This is a genomic window from Zavarzinia sp. (assembly GCF_041650655.1).
Classification (GTDB): domain Bacteria; phylum Pseudomonadota; class Alphaproteobacteria; order Zavarziniales; family Zavarziniaceae; genus Zavarzinia.
The window spans coordinates 1-17,704 of the sequence record NZ_JBAZKR010000080.1; the positions used below are offsets into that span (position 1 = coordinate 1).

Below are 17,704 nucleotides of genomic sequence, written 5' to 3' on the forward strand. Positions count from 1 at the left end.
CGATGCCGTCATAGAAGCCCTGGCGCACCAGTTCCTTGATCCGGGCGACATGCTTCGGCGCAAGGTCCGGACGCAGCTCGATGACGACGGTGCCGTCCTTGAGCTGCAGGAGCAGGGTGTTTTCGGGATCGGCGGCAACCGCGGCAGTGGTCATGGCAAACATCGCAAGTAGAATGGCAAACAGGCGCTTCATACCCTAACTCCTCCCAAAGGTCTCGGGTAAAGGGTCCGCCCGAGGCGGATTTCACTCGGGCGGATTTCGATCAGGCGGATTTCACTTGTGCCAGTTTGGCGCGCAGCCGGGCGGCCACGGTCGGCGGCACGAAGGCCGAATAGTCGCCGCCCAGGCGGGCGACATCCTTGACCAGGCTGGACGCTATCGCCTGGTGCACGAGGTCGGCCATCAGGAAGACGGTCTCGACCTCGGGCGCCATGGTGGCGTTCATGCCGGTCATCTGGAACTCGTAGTCGAAGTCGGTACCGGAGCGAAGCCCGCGCAGCAGCACGGTCGCCCTGTTGGCACGGGCGAAATCGACCACCAAGCCCTTGAAGGGCACCACCTCGATCACCCCGATACCGGGCTCGTCACGGAGCCCGGCGATCAGTTCGTTCATCATGTCGAGCCGCTCGTCGAACTCGAACATCGGCGACTTGCCCGAGTTGATGCCGATGCCGAGCACCAGCTTGTCGACGAGCTTGGCGCCGCGCCGGATGATGTCGAAATGGCCGAGGGTGGGCGGGTCGAAAGTGCCGGGATAGACGCCGATGCGCATCACGCCTCGCCCCCCTCGCCGTTCGCCTCCCCGCCGTTCGCCTCCCCGCCGTTCGCCTCCCCGCCGTTCGCCTCGTCGACCGCTTCGGCTTCGGTCTCCTCGCCCTCTTCCTCCATGGCATCCTCGAGGCGGGTGATGGAGACCACGCGCTCGTCTTCCGCCGTGCGGAACAGGGTGACGCCTTGAGTATTGCGGCCGGCGATGCGGATATCGTGCACCGGGCAGCGGATTACCTGGCCGCCGTCGGTCACCAGCATCACTTGGTCGCGGTCGGTCACCGGGAAGGCGGCCACCAGCCTGCCGTTCCGGGCACTGGTGGCGATCGCGATGATGCCCTTGCCGCCACGCCGGGTCAGCCGGTAGTCATAGGCCGAGGTGCGCTTGCCGTAGCCGTTCTCGGTCACGGTGAGCAGGAACTGCTCCTTGGCCTGAAGCTCGGCGAAGCGTTCGTCGCTCAGCGTCACTTCGGCGCCGTCCTCGCCCTCCTCCTCGTCCTCGACGACGTCGACGACATCCTCGTCACCCGCCTTGGCGGCCTTGAGATAGGCGCGGAGTTCGGCCGGTGTCGCCTCGACATGAGCGAGCAGCGACATGTCCACGACCCGCGCCCCCTCGTCCAGGCGGATGCCGCGCACACCAGTCGAATGCCGGCTGGCGAATTCGCGCACCTCGTCGACCGGGAAGCGGATCGCCCGCCCCGTGTCGACGGCGAGAACAATATCCTGGCTCTCGTCGCAGGGAGAAACCGCGATCAGCTCGTCGTCGGCATCTTCGCCCTCGAACTTCATGGCGATCTTGCCGTTGGCGCGCACGTCGACGAAGTCGGACAGCGCATTCCGCCGCACGTTGCCCTTCTTGGTGACGAAGACGACGTGGAGCTTGGCCCAGCTCTCCTCGTCCTCCGGCATGGGCATCACGGTGGCGATGCGCTCGCCCGTTTCGAGCGGCAGCATGTTGACCAGCGCCTTGCCGCGCGACTGCGGCAGGCCTTCCGGCAGGCGCCAGACCTTGAGCTGATAGGCGATGCCGCGGGACGAGAAGAACAGCACCGGCGTATGGGTATTGGCGACGAAGACGCGGGAGACGAAATCCTCCTCGCGCGTCGCCATGCCGGACTTGCCCTTGCCGCCGCGCCGCTGCGCCCGATAGGCGGTGAGTGGCACGCGCTTGATGTAGCCGCCGTGAGACACGGTCACCACCATGTCTTCGCGCTGGATCAGGTCCTCGTCCTCGAGGTCGCCGGTATAGGCCACCACCTCGGTCCGCCGCGGAGTGGCGAATTCCGCCTTCACGGCGTTGAGCTCGTCCCGCATCACGCCGAACAGCACGTCGCGTGAACGCAGCACCGAGAGGTAGTAGGTGATCCGCTCGCCGAGCTGCTTCAGCTCTTCCTCGACCTCGTCGCGGCCGAGGGCGGTCAGGCGCTGCAGGCGCAGGTCGAGGATGGCGCGGGCCTGCACCTCGTCCAGGCGATAGGTGCCCTCGGCGGCGCCGGCATGGCCCGCCTCTTCGACCAGGCGCAGCAAGGGGCCGACATCGCTGACCGGCCACTCCCGGCTCATCAGGGCTTCGCGCGCACTGGCCGGATCGGGCGAGGTGCGGATCACCTTGATGATCTCGTCGATATTGGCGACCGCGATGGCGAGGCCGGCCAGGACATGGGCGCGGTCGCGCGCCTTGTTCAGCTCAAAGCGGGTCCTTCGCGTGATCACTTCCTCGCGGAAGTCGATGAAGGCCTGAATCATCTGCTTCAGGGTCATCGTGATGGGCCGCCCGTGGTCGAGGGCCAGCATCTGGATGCCGAAGCTCTGCTGCAACGGCGTGTGCTTAAACAATTGATTCAACACGACATCGGCGATCGCGTCGCGCTTCAACTCGACGACGACGCGAACGCCGTCGCGGTCGGATTCGTCGCGCAGTTCGGCGATCCCCTCGATCCGCTTCGAGCGCATCTCGTCGCCGATCTTTTCGAGCAGCGTCGCCTTGTTGACCTGATAGGGAATCTCGGTCGCGATGATCGCCCAGCGATCCTTGCGGATCTCCTCGATATGGGTGCGCGCCCGCATCAGGACCGAGCCGCGCCCGGTCAGATAAGCCTGGCGGGCGCCACCGCCGCCGATGATCAAGCCGCCGGTCGGGAAGTCCGGCGCCTGCACGAACTCGATGAGTTGCTCGATCGGGACATGGGGATTGTCGATATAGGCGAGGCAGGCGTCGATCACGTCGCCCAGGTTATGGGGCGGGATATTGGTCGCCATGCCGACCGCGATGCCGCCCGCACCATTGACCAGGAGATTGGGAAAACGCGCCGGCAGCACCACCGGCTCGCGTTCCGAACCGTCATAGTTCGGCTGGAAGTCGACCGTCTCCTTCTCGATGTCTTCGAGAAGGGCGTGGGCCGGCTTGCCCATGCGGATTTCGGTGTAACGCATGGCGGCGGGCATGTCGCCGTCCATGGAGCCGAAATTGCCCTGGCCGTCGAGGAGCGGCAAGCGCATGGAAAACGTCTGGACCAGACGCACCATGGCCATATAGACCGCACTGTCGCCGTGTGGGTGATACTTACCGATCACTTCACCGACGATACGCGCCGACTTGCGGTAGGACTTGTTCCAGTCGTAGCCGCTCTCGTTCATGGCGTGGAGAATGCGGCGATGCACCGGCTTCAGGCCGTCGCGGGCATCGGGCAGCGCGCGCGAGACGATCACGCTCATGGCGTAATCGAGGTAGGAGCGGCGCATCTCCTCTTCGATCGAGACGGGGGCGATGTCGTGATGCGGCGGCACGGAACCGGGCGGCAGTGCGCCGCCAGTCGGCGGACCCGCGTCCTGCGGTTCCGGCTGCTCTTCGATAGTGGGATCGGTCAACTGGGATGCTTGCGGTGGGCGCCGGTTCTCGACGTCTGGGAGGGCCGGCCCGGGCCCGTCCGTAACCGGACTGTAGCAACGACGGCAGGGCCAATTCCAGAGCGAAAAAAATGCTCCCAAGCCGTTGATTCGACTGTAGAATTTTGCAGAACCCGACAGCCTGCCCCGATCCCCGGCGAAAGTGCTGCCAGAATCGCCCCCGCGCCCCCGCACCCGGCGCGACGAAAGGTGCTGCATGGCCCATTGGTGGCTCCCTTCCCTCGCCCTGGCGTTCGGCTGCCTGACGGTCGACGCGGCCCAGGCGGACACCCCCCTGCCGCCCACGGAAGGCCCCGGCAGCCCGGGCACGGCAGCCGCCGAGGTGCGCCAGGTCGATGGCCCCAAGGGCGGCGACGGCTATGTCCTCTTCCTGCCCGAGGCGCCACGGCCGGAGACGGCACCCGTGGTCGTCTTCCTGCACGGCTGGGGTGCCATCCGGCCGCGGGCCTACCTCGGCTGGATCGATCATCTGGTCCGCCGCGGCAATATCGTGATCTATCCCTATTACCAGGACGGGCTGGCGACACCCTCGGCCGATTTCCTGGGCCATGCGGCCAAGGGTATCGCCGCCGCGCTGGCGGCCTTGCCGGCAGCGGGCATCGCACCCGACCTCGACCGGGTCGCGGTGGTCGGCCATTCCGCGGGCGGCATGGTCGCGGCCGGTCTCGGGGCGCAAGCCGCGGCCTTCGGCCTGCCGCGCTTTTCCGCCGTGATGGCGGTGCAGCCGGGCAACAGTGCCAAGCGGGGCTCGGTCTCGATCCCGCTCGCGGACGTCTCGACCATGCCCGCGGAAACCCTGCTGCTCTCGGTCTTCGCGGCCGACGATGCCATGGTCGGCGATCATGATGCCCGCCGCATCTACGATGAGACGGTGCATGTGCCGGCGCAGAACAAGAACCTGCTGGCGCTCGTCTCGGACCACCATGGCAGGCCCGCCCTGGTGGCCAATCACTTCGCCGCCACGGCGGCGCGCGACCGCGGTTTTCTCGAGGCCGGGGAAATGGGCATCGGCCGGATCGACGCGCTCGACTGGTACGGCACCTGGAAACTCTTCGACGCCCTGACCGACACCGCCTTCCATGACGGTCTCAACCGCGATGTCGCCCTCGGCGGCGGCCCCAAGCAGACCTATATGGGCCGCTGGTCCGACGGCACGCCGGTGCAGCCGATCCGCGTCGTGAAATAGCTATTCCTGGTTCGAGCTCCAGTTGCTGGCATAGCGGTGCGACCAGGAGACCGAGCCGTCCGGGGCATAGGACAGCACCAGGCCCTCGAAGGTGTCGATCTGGCCGAAGGGATAGGTCCGGTTGCTCTGGAACCACTGGGTCTCGGTCGAGGCGACGACATAGCAATTGGCCGCCTTGGCCATCTCGCCGACGAAGAGGTTGCCGTCGCTCGGCTGGCCCGGGTCCTGGATGAAGCCGGGGCGGCAGGCGGTCAGCCAGATCTTGTCGACCTTGCCGCGCCACTGGCGGAACCAGCCGACATTGGAGCGCACCACGCCGCCGACGCCGAGCAACAGGCGCCCCGGCTGACCGTGGCAGTTGATGATGAGATTCTTCAGCTTGCCGCCGGCCGCCCCGGCCGCGACTTGGCCGACCCAGCCGAAGATATGCGGTACCCGCTCGTCCGACGCCAGGTCCCAACTGTTCCACATCTGGTACTTGCGGCTGATGTCATGGGCATTCAGCGCCATGGCCGGCTGCTCGATGGTGATCATGGTGTTCCCCCCCGTTTGTCTCGGTGCTCGATGCGTGGCGCCAGTTTCCCCCAAGCCCAGCATGCGGCAGTGACAGTGGTCACCGGGCCGCGCCATAATCGCCCGACGGCGGAGGTGCTATGATCGAGACCTTCCTGATTGCCTTCACCACGCTCTTCGCGACCGTCGGCCCGGCCGACGTGGCATTCCTCTTCGCGGCGCTGACCGGCAAAAACACGAGTTCCGAACGCCGCCGCATCGCCCTCAAGGGCACGCTCTTCGCCGGCGGCATCATGCTCGCCTTCGGCATCGTCGGCGATCCCCTGCTCCGCCTGTTCGGCATCTCGCTGCCGGCGCTCCGGGTCGCGGGCGGCATCCTGCTGCTGCTGATCTCCCTCGACATGGTCTTCGTCCGGGAATCCGGCGCCGTCACCACGACAGACGAGGAAGAGGAAGACGCCATGGGGCGGCCGGACATTTCCGTGGTGCCCCTGGCGACGCCCCTGCTGGCGGGGCCGGGCGCCATCGGCTCGATCATCCTGCTGACCTCGGCCAATGCCGGCGAGCCGCTCCGCCTCGCCATGGTCTTCCTGGCGATCCTGGCGGTCCTGGTGCTGTCCTATCTGATGATGCTGGCGGCGACCGGCATCCAGCGGGTGCTGGGCGTCACTGGCGTCCATGTCGTGAGCCGGATCTTCGGCGTGCTGCTGACCGCGCTTGCCGTGCAATTCGTCTTCGACGGGCTCAAAAGCAGCGGGCTGTTCGGATGAGGCTGGCCGGGACGGCGAGTCTCGCCTTCAGGCGTCGAGCAATTGGAGTTCGCGGGTGATGCGGTCGCCCCAGCGGGCGACGTCGAAGTCGCGGACCACGCGGTTCATCTTCTCCATGCGCCGGCGGGCTTCGTCGATCGGCATGTCGAGCGCGCGGTCGAGGGCGCGGTCCATCGAGCGATGGGAATTCGGATTGATCAGCAGGGCCTCGGGCAGTTCGACCGCGCAGCCGGCGAATTCGGACAGGACCAGCACTCCCGCCCGGCCGAAATTGGCCGCGACATATTCCTTGGCGACCAGGTTCAGGCCATCGCGTAGCGGCGTGGTCAGGCAGACATCGGCCACCCGGTAATGAGCCAGCAGACGCTCGAACGGGATCGCCTGCGAGAACAGCACCACGGGGGTCCATTCGAGCCTCGAGAAGCGGCCGTTGATGCGCCCGACCAGCCCTTCGATCTCCCGCTGGGTGCGTTCGTAGACCGTCATGGTCGAGGCTGCACGGACCGAGGTGACCAGCAGCTTGACCTCGCCGATCAGTTCCGGCCGGCGTTCGAGCAGGCGCTCGAAGGCGAGCAGGCCCTCGGCCATGCCCTTGGTATAGTCGGTACGGCCGACCGCGACGAGCAGGCGCCGACCTCCCATTTCCTCGACCAGGCGCCGCTGCAGGGCCTCGCTCTCCGGGCTCGCCAGCACACGCTCGATATTGAGCGGATCGGTGCCCACCGGCGTCGTACCCAGCCGGATCGTGCGCTCGCCATAACCGAGCGCCACCGGCACTTCGGGCTCGGACAGCGCCTTGCCGGTGGGCGACAGGGTGTCGTCGACCGTTTCCACAGCCTCGATCGTGGCGCCGCACAGGGCGCGTGCGGCATCGGCGAAATTCTTGGTGTAGCGCGGAATGTGGAAACCGACCTGATCACAGGCGAGCAGGCTTTCCATGATCTCCTCGCGCCAGGGCAGGATGTTGAAGATGTCGGCCGCCGGGAACGGTGTGTGGTGGAAGAAGGCGATGCGAGCCTTGGGCTTCAGTTCACGCAGGTAGGCCGGCACGAGCCACAGATTGTAGTCGTGGATCCAGGCGATGCCGTCATCCTCGATCTGGGCAGCCGTGGCCTCGGCGAACAACCGGTTCACCTCGCGGAAGGTCGCCCAGTCGACATTGTCGTACTGGAAGGCCTGGGGGAAGGAATGCAGGATCGGCCACAGCGCTTCCTTCGACGTCACGTGATAGAAGCTCTCGACCTGGTCGGCGGTGAGCGGCAGGCGGGACACCGTGTAACCGCCATGATCATCCTCGATATGGATCACGCGCTCGAAATCGACGCCGACTTCGGGATCATAGGCCTTCCAGGCCACCCAGGCGCCGCGCCCGGCCTCGATCCGGCCGAACAGGCTCTTCAGCGTCGGCACGATGCCGTTCGGGCTCTGGTTCGGACGGAGCTCGATCCTGCCATCCACTTCGACCTCCTCGAAGGGCTGGCGGTGGTAGACGATGGCCATGGCGGATTTTTTCATCGGTTGTCCCCTGCCCGGAACGCGAAATGCTCCAACGCTTCGGTAATGCCCTGCGCCCCCTCGCCGGCGGCGCGGTAGACTTGAGGCTTGTTTTCGATCGCGGCCATGAGGCCCGGTTCGGCATTGCCGACGGCGACACCCTTGAAGCCGGTCTCGAACAGCGACAGGTCGTTCAGGGTGTCGCCGGCGACCAGCACGCGATCGGGATCGACGCCCAGATGTGCCACCAGGCGGACCAGAGTCGGCCCCTTGGCGATCCCCCGCGGCAGCACGTCGAAGAAGCGATCGGCCGAGAGCAGGCCGTCGAAGCCCGCCGCCGCCACCCGTGCCAGCAGGTCGGGCGCCAGTTCGGCCGGCCGGCAGTCGTAACTCACCCGGTGGCGGAAGCCGGTCGGCTGCAGGCTGAGACCGGGCTCGTCCTTCAGCAGTTCGATCACGCGCGGCCCGGCATCGCCCCAGCGGGCCTCGATCTCGGCCTCCAGCGCGGCGATCGGCGCGAAGCTGTCGCCGTCATAGACCGAGGTGCCGACATCGCCGACGACGTAATGCGGTCGCGGCACCGAGCCCGGTTCGGCCACCAGCTCGGCGATGAAGCCGATGTCGCGCCCGGTGACGAACACCAGCAGGACATCGTCGCGCCCGGCGAGATCGCGGTAGAGCCGCTCGCGGGCTGCCGGGCTGCCGCCGAGGAAAGTACCGTCGAGATCAGTGGCGAGCACGAGGTCCACCGCCCTCATGCGGACAGCAGTCCTTCTTCCGGTGCCGCCGGGTGCGGTATACGCAGGCTGTTCTCGGCATCGAGGGACTCGGGGCGCAGCGCCGAAACCATCATCGCTGCCATCACCTCGTCGATGGCAGCCCCGGCCAGCACCGCTTCGACCCCGCTGCAGATCGGCATGGCGATGCCGTAGCGGCGCGCCAGGGCACCGACCGAGGCGGCGTTGGCCACGCCCTCGACCACCGGACCGCCCTCGGCCGGCTCCGGATGGCCACCCTCGCCCAGGGCCTTGCCGAAGGAGAAGTTGCGCGACTGATCGCTCGAACAGGTCAGCACCAGGTCACCGACCCCGGCGAGGCCGCGCAGGGTATCCGGCCTGGCCCCCAGGGCCACCGCCAACCGGGTGAGTTCCGCCAGGCCACGCGTGATCAGGGCCGCCCTGGCATTGCTGCCGAGGCCGCGGCCGGCGGCGATGCCGCAGGCGATGGCGATGACGTTCTTGACCGCGCCGCCGATCTCGACCCCCACCAGATCATCGGAGAGATAGGGCCGGAAACTCGCGGTGGCGAAGCTGACCGCAACCCGCGCCGCCAGGTGTCCCGGCCCGAAGCCGCCCGTTCCGCGCGCCGCGACGGTGACTGCGGTCGGCAGGTCCTGCGCCACTTCGGCAGCGAAGGTGGGGCCGGAGAGCACGGCCAACGGATGGCGGGGCAATTCTTCGGCGACGACGTCGCTCATCAGGGCGCAGGTCGCAGCCTCCACCCCCTTGGCGCAGACCACGACCGGTGTCGAAGATGCCAGCAGCGGCCGGCAGCGCCGCGCCATGGTACGCAAATGCTGGGACGGCGTGACCAGCAGCACGAGTTCCGCATCACGCAGAACGCGGTCGATGTCGCCGGAAACGGTGATCGCTTCGGGAATGTCGACGGCCACGGTCAGGAAGGGATTGCGGCGCGACGTCGCCACCGACTGAACCACCATCTCTTCCCGGGCCCAGAGGGCAACCGAACGGCCGGCACGGTGGGCGGTGAGCGCCAGGGCGGTGCCCCAGGCACCGGCCCCGACAATGGCTATGCGGCCGAAGGGGACGGGCGGCACATCCACGCCGTCGCTCGAGCCGAAATCCTGATCGATATCCTGCATGGGTCACCTCCACATGCGTTGGAGCGCTGGCGGGCGCCCAGATTTCCCCTTGATCCACTCAAAATGAGCAAATGATGAATACTCGCTACCATGGGGCATTTGCAATTATTTGTCAATGCGACACAAAAACCCCGGAGAAACAAGAGCTGGCCGTAAACATCAACACGACGACCACTTAAAAATAACAGAATATTCGTGAAATTCTTGTTTATATTCTGCGATACACCATCGAATAAACAACAAGATCACTGACGGTGTCGGCCGTACTTATATTATAAATCCCATTATTTATTGGAATAAGGGAAGGCCGTCACACCATTATTGCGGCAACGCAAAATGCCGGCCCGAATGGGCCGGCACACCGCCATATGCAAAAGGTCAGAAGGGGATTTCGTCGTCCAGCGCCGGGCCGCGGCCACCGCCGCCGCTAGTGCTGCCGCCCCCGCCCCCGCCCGAACGGCCGCCGCCATAGCTGCCACCACCGGAGCGACCGCCGCCGCCATAGCCGCCACCGCCGAAATCGCCGCCCTCGTCGTCGGGGCCGCCCATGCCGCCGCCTTCGCCCTTGCCGTCGAGCAGGGTCAGTTCACCGCGGAACCTCTGCAGCACCACTTCGGTCGAGAAGCGCTCCTGGCCCTGCTGGTCGGTCCACTTGCGGGTCTGCAGCGAGCCCTCGACATAGACCTTGGAGCCCTTGCGCAGATACTGCTGGGCGATCCTGGCCAGATTCTCGTTGAAGATGACGACCCGGTGCCATTCCGTGCGCTCCTTGCGCTCGCCCGACATCTTGTCCTTCCAGGTCTCGGAGGTGGCGACCGAGAGGTTCACCACCGGGTTGCCGTCCTGAAGCGTGCGGGACTCCGGGTCGCGCCCCAGATTGCCGACCAGAATGACCTTGTTGACGCTGCCCGCCATGGCTCTCCCCTTGGTGCTTGCGGCACCGCTGATCTGGAACATAATAAGAACGATCGAGGCGACTCGATCAAGTGGCGTGTTGCGGGATTTCTACCCATAATCTGCGGCCGAGGCATAGAGATGGAAATGCCCCATCCCCATATCATCGCTTCCTGCCGGCGCCGTACCGCGTAGCTGAGGGCCCTTCCCGATGTCGTCCAAGTTTATCTGTGTCCGTGGCGCGCGCGAGCATAACCTCAAGAATGTCGACGTCGATATACCGCGTGACTCGCTCGTGGTGATCACCGGCCTGTCAGGCTCCGGCAAGTCTTCCCTCGCCTTCGACACGATCTATGCCGAAGGCCAGCGCCGCTATGTCGAGAGCCTGTCGGCCTATGCCCGGCAGTTCCTCGAGCTGATGCAGAAGCCGGACGTCGACCATATCGAGGGCCTCTCGCCCGCGATCTCGATCGAGCAGAAGACGACGTCGCGCAATCCGCGCTCGACCGTCGGCACGGTGACCGAGATCTACGACTATCTTCGCCTGCTCTATGCAAGGATCGGCATTCCCTATTCGCCGGCCACCGGCTTGCCGATCGAGAGCCAGACGGTGAGCCAGATGGTCGACCGCGTGCTGGCCATGGCGGAAGGCACCCGCCTCTATCTCCTCGCCCCCTTCGTGCGCGGCCGCAAGGGCGAATACAAGAAGGAACTGGCCGACCTCCAGAAGCGCGGCTTCCAGCGCGTCAAGGTGGACGGCACGCTCTACGAGATCGCCGAAACGCCGACGCTGAACAAGAAGGTGAAGCACGACATCGACGTGGTGGTGGACCGCGTCGTGGTGCGCGGCAACATCGGCTCGCGCCTGGCCGACAGTCTCGAAACAGCGCTCGACCTCGCCGACGGCATCGCCGTCGCCGAGAATGCCGACACGGGCGAGCGCACCATCTTCTCGCAGAAATTCGCCTGCCCGGTCTCCGGTTTCACGATCGACGAGATCGAACCGCGGCTGTTCTCCTTCAACAATCCCTTCGGTGCCTGCCCGGCCTGCGACGGGCTCGGCACCAAGCTCTATTTCGATCCCGCCCTGGTCATCCCGGACGAGACCCTGAGCCTTTCCAAGGGCGCCATCGCGCCCTGGGCGAAGACCGTCTCCGCCTTCTTCCACCAGACGCTGGAGAGCCTGTCCAAGGCCTTCAAGTTCAGCCTCGACAAGCCGTGGAAGGACCTGCCCGAAAAGGTCCGCGACCTCCTCCTGAACGGCTCCGGCAAGGAGGCGATCACCATGACCTATGAGGACGGCTCGCGGCGCTTCCAGACCGTGAAGCCCTTCGAAGGCGTGATCCCCAACCTCCAGCGCCGCTGGAAGGAGACCGAGAGCGACTGGATGCGCGAGGAACTCTCCGCCTATCAGTCCGCCTCGATGTGCGAGGCCTGCAACGGCCATCGGCTGAAGCCGGAAGCACTGGCGGTCAAGATCGGCGGCCTGCACGTCGGCCAGGTGACCGAGAAATCGATCGCCGACGCGGCCGCCTGGTTCGCCGCCCTCACCGACACGCTGACCCTGAAACAGGCCGAGATCGCCGCCCGCATTCTCAAGGAAATCAACGAGCGCCTGGGCTTCCTGGTCAATGTCGGCCTCAATTATCTGACCCTGGCTCGCGCCTCCGGCACGCTCTCGGGCGGGGAGAGCCAGCGCATCCGTCTGGCCTCGCAGATCGGCTCCGGCCTGACCGGCGTGCTCTATGTCCTCGACGAACCCTCGATCGGCCTCCATCAGCGCGACAACGACCGCCTGATCGAGACCTTGAAGCGGCTCCGCAACCTCGGCAATACGGTGATCGTGGTCGAGCACGACGAGGATGCCATCCGCACGGCCGACCATGTCATCGACATGGGTCCGGCCGCCGGCGTCCATGGCGGCGAGATCATCGCGGAAGGGACGCCGGCCGAGATCATGGCCAATCCGGCCAGCCTGACCGGGCAATATCTCTCCGGCGCGCGGGTCGTACCGATTCCGCCGATGCGCCGGCCCTTCGACAAGAAGCGGGTGCTGAGCGTGGTCGGCGCCCGGGCCAACAACCTGAAGGACATCACGGCCAAGATCCCGCTCGGCACCTTCACCTGCGTCACCGGGGTTTCTGGCGGCGGCAAGTCCACCCTGGTGATCGAAACCCTGTTCAAGGCGCTCAGCAAGCGCCTGAACGGCAGCCGCGAGATCCCCGGCGCGCACGACCGGATCGACGGCATCGACCATCTCGACAAGGTGATCGACATCGACCAGTCGCCGATCGGGCGGACACCGCGCTCCAACCCCGCCACCTATACCGGCGCCTTCACCCCGATCCGCGACTGGTTCGCCGGCCTGCCCGAGGCGGAGGCCCGGGGCTACAAGGCCGGCCGCTTCTCCTTCAACGTGAAGGGCGGCCGCTGCGAAGCCTGCCAGGGCGACGGCGTGATCAAGATCGAGATGCACTTCCTGCCCGACGTCTATGTCCAATGCGACGTCTGCAAGGGTAAGCGCTACAACCGCGAAACGCTGGAAGTCATGTTCAAGGACCGGTCGATCGCCGACGTGCTCGACATGACGATCGAGGAAGGTTGCGACTTCTTCAAGGCGGTGCCGGCCGTGCGCGACAAGCTGGAAACACTGAAGCGGGTCGGCCTCGGCTATATCAAGATCGGCCAGCAGGCGACCACCCTCTCGGGCGGCGAGGCGCAACGCGTCAAACTCGCCAAGGAACTGGCGAAACGGCCGACCGGTCGCACCCTCTACATCCTCGACGAACCCACCACCGGCCTGCATTTCGAGGACGTGCGGAAACTGCTCGAAGTGCTGCACGCCCTGGTCGAGACCGGCAACACGGTCTTGGTGATCGAGCATAACCTCGAGGTCATCAAGACCGCGGATTGGGTCATCGACATGGGGCCGGAGGGCGGCGACGGCGGCGGCGAAGTGGTGGCCGAAGGCACGCCCGAAGACGTGGCCGAGGTCGCCCGCAGCCACACCGGCCATTATCTGGCCGGCCTGCTGGGGCGCAAGCGCAAGGTCAGGAGTGGGAAACGGCCTGCGGTCGCCGAATGACACCCGCCGCCTCGTTGCGGCGGACCAGGTCGGCGCCGATCAGGCCGATGATATTGTTGAATTCGACCAGCATGGCTCGGGCCTGAGCAGGCTGGCGCATGGCCGCCCAGCGCGCCGCGACGTCGGTCATGTGGATCATCAGCTCGACCACGGCGACGACCTCGAGCTCGGGCAGGTTGGGCACCAGCGGCCGGATCAGCTCGACCACATCGGCCGCCTTGATCACGACATGGCCAAGGTTGATTTGGCGCATGTCGCGGTCGGTCAGGATCTCGGTCCAGACGTCGCGCAGCACCGCGTCCTGATGGAACATCTCGAAGTAATTGTGCACCGCCTGCTGGAGCTGGGCGATGGCGTCCTCCACGCTCTCCATGTTGCGGAGGGAGAAACGCAGGACCTCGCGGTTGGCCTCGTGGTAGCGCTCGACCAGACGGTGACGCAGGCTACGATCGTCGGCGAAATATGGCGCCACCTTGTCCATCGGCACATCGGCACGGACCGCCACGGCGGAAAGGGTCACGGCCGACAGGCCGGTTTCCCGCACCAGGTCTTCGGCAGCGGCGAACAGGCGCTCGACGGTATCGGGCGGCAACGTCACGATTGTGCACTCCACACCATTGCACCCAAGATGAACATATTGCCCTGCCGATGAACAGGCCCTTAAGGGCAAGGAGGCTCGACCATGCTGGAACTGAGACCGGGTTGCGAATGCTGTGACCGCGACCTGCCGCCGGACAGTCTCGACGCCATGATCTGCAGCTTCGAATGCACCTTCTGCCGCCCCTGCGTGGAAACCAGGCTGGCCGGCCGCTGCCCCAATTGCGGCGGCGAGCTGGTCCGCCGGCCGGTCCGTCCGGCCGGGAAGCTGGCGCGCTTCCCGGCCTCGACGGTCAGGGTGTTCAAGGCCGAGGGCTGCGCCGCCGAGTGATCAGGAGGCGGCCTTCAGGTCCGCCGCCGCGTCGGGCCAGGGGGTGAAGATCTCCACCCCCGTCTCGGTCACGCCCACCGAATGCTCGAACTGGGCGGAGAGCGAACGGTCGCGGGTGACCGCGGTCCAGCCGTCGGACAGGACCTTCACCTCGGGCCGGCCGGCGTTCAGCATGGGTTCGATCGTGAAGATCATGCCGGGTTCGAGCACGATGCCCTTGCCCGGATCACCGTAGTGCAAAACGTTGGGCGCGTCGTGGAACACCTGCCCCACGCCGTGGCCGCAGAAATCCTCGACGATGGTGAAGCGTTCGCGATGCGCCACCGTCTCGATCGCATGGCCGACGTCGCCCAGCGTCGCCCCCGGCTTCACGGCGGCGATGCCGGCGAGCAGGGATTCGAGCGTGGTGTCGATCAGGCGCCGCGCCTTCACATTGGCCTTGCCGGCGACATACATGCGGCTGGCATCGCCGAACCAGCCGTCCAGCACCGGCGTCACGTCGATATTGAGGATGTCGCCTTCGGCCAGGATCTTGTCGTCGGACGGAATACCGTGGGTCACCACGTGGTTGACCGAAATGCAGCTCGCATGCTGATAGCCGTGATAGCCGATGGTGCCCGGAATACCGCCATTGCCGCGCATGAAGTCTTCGCAGAGCTTGTCGAGCTTGGCCGTCGAAACGCCGGGGCGGACGAAGGGGGCGATATAGGCGAGCGTGGCGGCGGCCAGGCGGCCGGCCCGGCGCATGCCCTCGAAACCTTCGGCGTCATGGAGGGGAATGCGGCGGCCCGCTTCGGTCTGGGTCGAGTAGCGGATCATGCCACACGCTCCAGCCGTATACCCCCGTGCAGGTCGGCCACCATGGCGTCGACGAAACCGGGCACCGCGCCCCGGCTCAAGAGATGGGGGCGCAGCATGGCGATCGGTCCGTCGAAGACCTGGAAGCGCAGGCGCGCCTCCACTTCTGCGTCGGCGGTACCGCCCAAGAGGGCGCGGAAGGCGAGATCCAGCGTCTCCTCCTGGCGGGCCAGGGTGGCGCGCAACTCGTCCGGCAGGGCCGCCCCTTCGACCAGGGAATCGAAGTCGTTCAGCAGCAGGAAACGGGCGCGCAGCGGCTTGGCCCTGGCCCATTCGACCAGGGTGAGCGCCGCGAGATCGGCCCGCGCCTCGCACAGGGGCGGCACCAGGGCGGCGATGAAATCGCCCTGAACCTCGGCCCAGGCGGCGGCCAGCACGGCCGCCTTCGAGGGGAAGCGATGATAGAGCGAGCCGGTGGGCGCGCCGACGCGGCGCGCGATCGCCGGAATGGAAGCCGCCCCGGGACCGTCGTCGGCCACGAGGGCGATGGCGGCGCCGACGAAGGCGTCCACCGAAAATTGAGCTGTTCTGACCATAGTGCCATTTAGAATAGGAATTCTAGAACGCCATGTCCAGAGGCCCCCTCACCCCGCGGCGACACCGCCCGACGCCTGGGGCCCAGGGCCGGCGGCCAGGAGGCCGCGCCAGTTCGCCGCCGTCATCAGGCCGCAGTAGGCCGCCTGCATCTCCGGGCTCAGCACTTCGATCATGTAGCGGTTCTCGAGCCAGACCTCGACAACATCGAACAGGCCCCCCCGGCTCGCGACCTGGACGCGCCAGCCCGCGGCCCGGGCGATCGCCGCGATCTCCGACGCCGGGCGGGCGCTGGCGATCGCCACATGGTCGCCGACATAGCCCATGCGCGGATCGCCGAGCCCGACGGCGACGCCCTCGGCCGAGGGTTCCAGCGTGCGCTCGGCCGGATAGATTTCGAGAGTGGTGGCCCGCTCGTCGCCCGCAAAGACGACATAGGCGCCGGGCACCGGCGGGAACGGCAAGGCTTCACCATGCCAGATCTCGGCCAGAACGGCGGCGGCAGTTTCGGCGTCCTGTGCCGGGATCGAGGCGTGGAACAGCATTTTTCCCCTCATTCGTCAGATGCGGGCGACGGCAGGTCGCCCTGTTCGACGGCGGCCAGCAGGCGGTCGATCGCCCAGGCCACGGTCTCGCCCGCGGCCTTGCCGTCGAGCTGCCAGAAATCCCGCATGGTCGCCCAGGCGGTCACGCTGTAGAGAAGTTGGATGGCGGCGCAGACCCGCGCCGCGGTCTCGGGACCGAGGCCCTTCAGCCGCTCGGCCAGGACGGCACGATAGGCCGCCTGGCGTTCCGCATTCACGGCCAGGCGGAAGTTCCGCCCGGCCTCGGAATAGGCCAACGCCGCCATCATCGCCGGCCGCTTGTCGAAGCCGGCGAAAGCCCTGGCCGGCATGGCCCGCAGTTCCGCCTCGCTGGCGGGAAAGCCAACGATACCGGCCTGGTCGTTCACCCAGCGCCAGAAGGCGTCGAGCAATTCGGCCCTGGTCGCGAAATGGCGATAGACCGTCCGTTCCTGAACCCCGGCACGGACCGCCACGGCGGCATAGGAGACGGCGTCCAGCCCCGCTTCCTCGACCAGGAGGCCGACGGCTTCGAGAATGGCGTCCCGCGTCGCCGCCTGCTGGCGGCGACGGAGGGGCGAGTCATATGTCTTGGTCGGTGCATTCATGTCACTTCTAATGACATGAATGCACCGATACCGTCAATCGCCGATCGACAGATCCCGGAGATAGAGCGCGATCAGGTGCTTGAATTCGCCGACCTTGGCCTTGCCGATGTCCACGTCTTCCAGGCTGGTGGCACGCACCAGGCCTTCGGACATCAGCACCATGGTTTCGGCCGCGAGCGTCAGCCGGGCTTCCGGCAGGTGGCTGAACAGGCCCTTCAGGGCACCGACGATGATGGCGGCGGAGCGGCGGGCGGCGGCCTGGTTCAACTTCTGCAGGTCACGGTCGGCCAGCAGGCCGAACCAGACGTCGCGGAAGGCATGGTCTGTCCAATGGGTCTCGAAGGACTGGTCGACCGCCTGCCAGAGCTTCCGCTTGGCGTCGTCGATCGTCTTGATGTTGCGCAGCGTCGTTTCGAGCATGCGCCGGTTCTGTTCCATGTAGCGCTCGGCCAGCGCGCGCAGGATCGCGCCGCGGTCGGCGAAGAACTGGTAGATCGAGCCGATCGGCACTTCGGCCTCGGCCGCGATCTCGCTCATCTTCAGGGCGTCCACGCCCTTGTCGCGGATCAGCCGTTCGGCGGCGCCCAGGATCGTGTCGACCCGCTTCCGCCCGCGCGCCTGTACCGGGCGGCGCCGCGGCGCGCCGGCCGCAGGCAAGGATGCTGCCGCCTCGCCCTGGCCCTCGACGGTCGTCTTGCTCTTGCTTCCAC

18 protein-coding genes are annotated in these 17,704 nt (G+C 66.5%); 4 read left to right on the top strand and 14 right to left on the bottom strand.

The annotated features are described in order from the left end of the window. From WC493_RS16510 to gyrA, 3 genes are all read right to left on the bottom strand, one after another. Positions 1–193: peptidylprolyl isomerase (locus tag WC493_RS16510; protein ID WP_373066653.1), on the bottom strand; the 193-nt coding region annotated here is incomplete at its 3' end. A 70-nt stretch (positions 194–263) separates the two neighbouring features. Continuing rightward, positions 264–773 (bottom strand): pantetheine-phosphate adenylyltransferase, encoded by a 510-nt coding sequence (coaD, locus tag WC493_RS16515; protein ID WP_373066674.1) that lies wholly within the window; start codon positions 771–773, stop codon positions 264–266. Further along, positions 773–3,514 carry a DNA gyrase subunit A gene (gene gyrA / locus WC493_RS16520; RefSeq protein WP_373066676.1) on the bottom strand — a complete coding sequence of 914 codons (2,742 nt, stop codon included), beginning with the start codon at positions 3,512–3,514 and terminating at the stop codon, positions 773–775. Before gyrA ends, coaD begins: the two co-directional genes overlap by 1 nt. A gap of 361 nt (positions 3,515–3,875) precedes the next feature. Between gyrA and WC493_RS16525 the strand changes: the two genes are divergently transcribed. Next, complete coding sequence (locus tag WC493_RS16525) at positions 3,876–4,865, top strand: alpha/beta hydrolase family protein (RefSeq protein WP_373066654.1); 990 nt, start codon at positions 3,876–3,878, stop codon at positions 4,863–4,865. Here WC493_RS16525 and WC493_RS16530 read toward each other — a convergent pair whose 3' ends face one another. Further along, entirely contained in the window at positions 4,866–5,399 is a 534-nt protein-coding gene (locus WC493_RS16530) for a hypothetical protein (protein ID WP_373066656.1), read from the bottom strand. 119 nt (positions 5,400–5,518) lie between these two features. On the opposite strand from WC493_RS16530, the gene WC493_RS16535 reads away from it, so the two are divergent. Next, on the top strand, positions 5,519–6,148 hold the full coding sequence (locus tag WC493_RS16535) for a MarC family protein (RefSeq protein ID WP_373066657.1): 630 nt from the start codon (positions 5,519–5,521) through the stop codon (positions 6,146–6,148). Between the two features lie 27 nt (positions 6,149–6,175). Here the strand turns inward: WC493_RS16535 and ggpS are convergent, their stop codons facing one another. From ggpS to ssb, 4 genes are all read right to left on the bottom strand, one after another. After that, positions 6,176–7,663: a glucosylglycerol-phosphate synthase gene (gene ggpS, locus WC493_RS16540; RefSeq protein ID WP_373066658.1), complete on the bottom strand. Its 1,488-nt coding sequence runs from the start codon at positions 7,661–7,663 to the stop codon at positions 6,176–6,178. Continuing rightward, positions 7,660–8,400 (bottom strand): HAD family hydrolase, encoded by a 741-nt coding sequence (locus WC493_RS16545; RefSeq protein ID WP_373066659.1) that lies wholly within the window; start codon positions 8,398–8,400, stop codon positions 7,660–7,662. The genes ggpS and WC493_RS16545 overlap by 4 nt, the downstream gene beginning before the upstream one ends. Beyond that, positions 8,397–9,524, bottom strand: coding sequence for an NAD(P)H-dependent glycerol-3-phosphate dehydrogenase (locus WC493_RS16550; protein WP_373066661.1), 1,128 nt, complete (start codon positions 9,522–9,524; stop codon positions 8,397–8,399). Before WC493_RS16550 ends, WC493_RS16545 begins: the two co-directional genes overlap by 4 nt. Before the next feature lie 378 nt (positions 9,525–9,902). After that, the gene (ssb, locus tag WC493_RS16555) at positions 9,903–10,439 is read right to left on the bottom strand and encodes a single-stranded DNA-binding protein (protein WP_373066662.1); all 537 of its coding nucleotides are present in this window, start codon (positions 10,437–10,439) and stop codon (positions 9,903–9,905) included. Between the two features lie 190 nt (positions 10,440–10,629). Between ssb and uvrA the strand changes: the two genes are divergently transcribed. Then, entirely contained in the window at positions 10,630–13,503 is a 2,874-nt protein-coding gene (gene uvrA, locus WC493_RS16560; RefSeq protein WP_373066663.1) for an excinuclease ABC subunit UvrA, read from the top strand. On the opposite strand, the gene WC493_RS16565 is transcribed toward uvrA, so the two are convergent. Then, positions 13,469–14,101: a hypothetical protein gene (locus WC493_RS16565; RefSeq protein WP_373066665.1), complete on the bottom strand. Its 633-nt coding sequence runs from the start codon at positions 14,099–14,101 to the stop codon at positions 13,469–13,471. The genes uvrA and WC493_RS16565 overlap by 35 nt on opposite strands. 84 nt (positions 14,102–14,185) lie before the next feature. On the opposite strand from WC493_RS16565, the gene WC493_RS16570 reads away from it, so the two are divergent. Further along, positions 14,186–14,431 (top strand): DUF1272 domain-containing protein, encoded by a 246-nt coding sequence (locus WC493_RS16570; RefSeq protein ID WP_373066666.1) that lies wholly within the window; start codon positions 14,186–14,188, stop codon positions 14,429–14,431. Here WC493_RS16570 and map read toward each other — a convergent pair whose 3' ends face one another. The 5 genes from map to WC493_RS16595 all read right to left on the bottom strand — a co-directional run. Beyond that, entirely contained in the window at positions 14,432–15,250 is an 819-nt protein-coding gene (map, locus tag WC493_RS16575; RefSeq protein WP_373066667.1) for a type I methionyl aminopeptidase, read from the bottom strand. It lies immediately after the preceding gene. Beyond that, complete coding sequence (locus WC493_RS16580) at positions 15,247–15,801, bottom strand: TetR/AcrR family transcriptional regulator (RefSeq protein ID WP_373066669.1); 555 nt, start codon at positions 15,799–15,801, stop codon at positions 15,247–15,249. Before WC493_RS16580 ends, map begins: the two co-directional genes overlap by 4 nt. 72 nt (positions 15,802–15,873) lie before the next feature. Further along, a complete protein-coding gene (locus WC493_RS16585) occupies positions 15,874–16,368 on the bottom strand; it encodes a hypothetical protein (protein ID WP_373066670.1) in 495 nt (164 codons plus the stop codon). 8 nt (positions 16,369–16,376) lie between these two features. Further along, a complete protein-coding gene (locus WC493_RS16590; protein WP_373066672.1) occupies positions 16,377–16,994 on the bottom strand; it encodes a TetR/AcrR family transcriptional regulator in 618 nt (205 codons plus the stop codon). Positions 16,995–17,027: 33 nt separating this feature from the next. After that, positions 17,028–17,704 (bottom strand): TetR/AcrR family transcriptional regulator (locus WC493_RS16595; protein ID WP_373066673.1); only part of this gene is annotated, 677 nt, incomplete at its 5' end.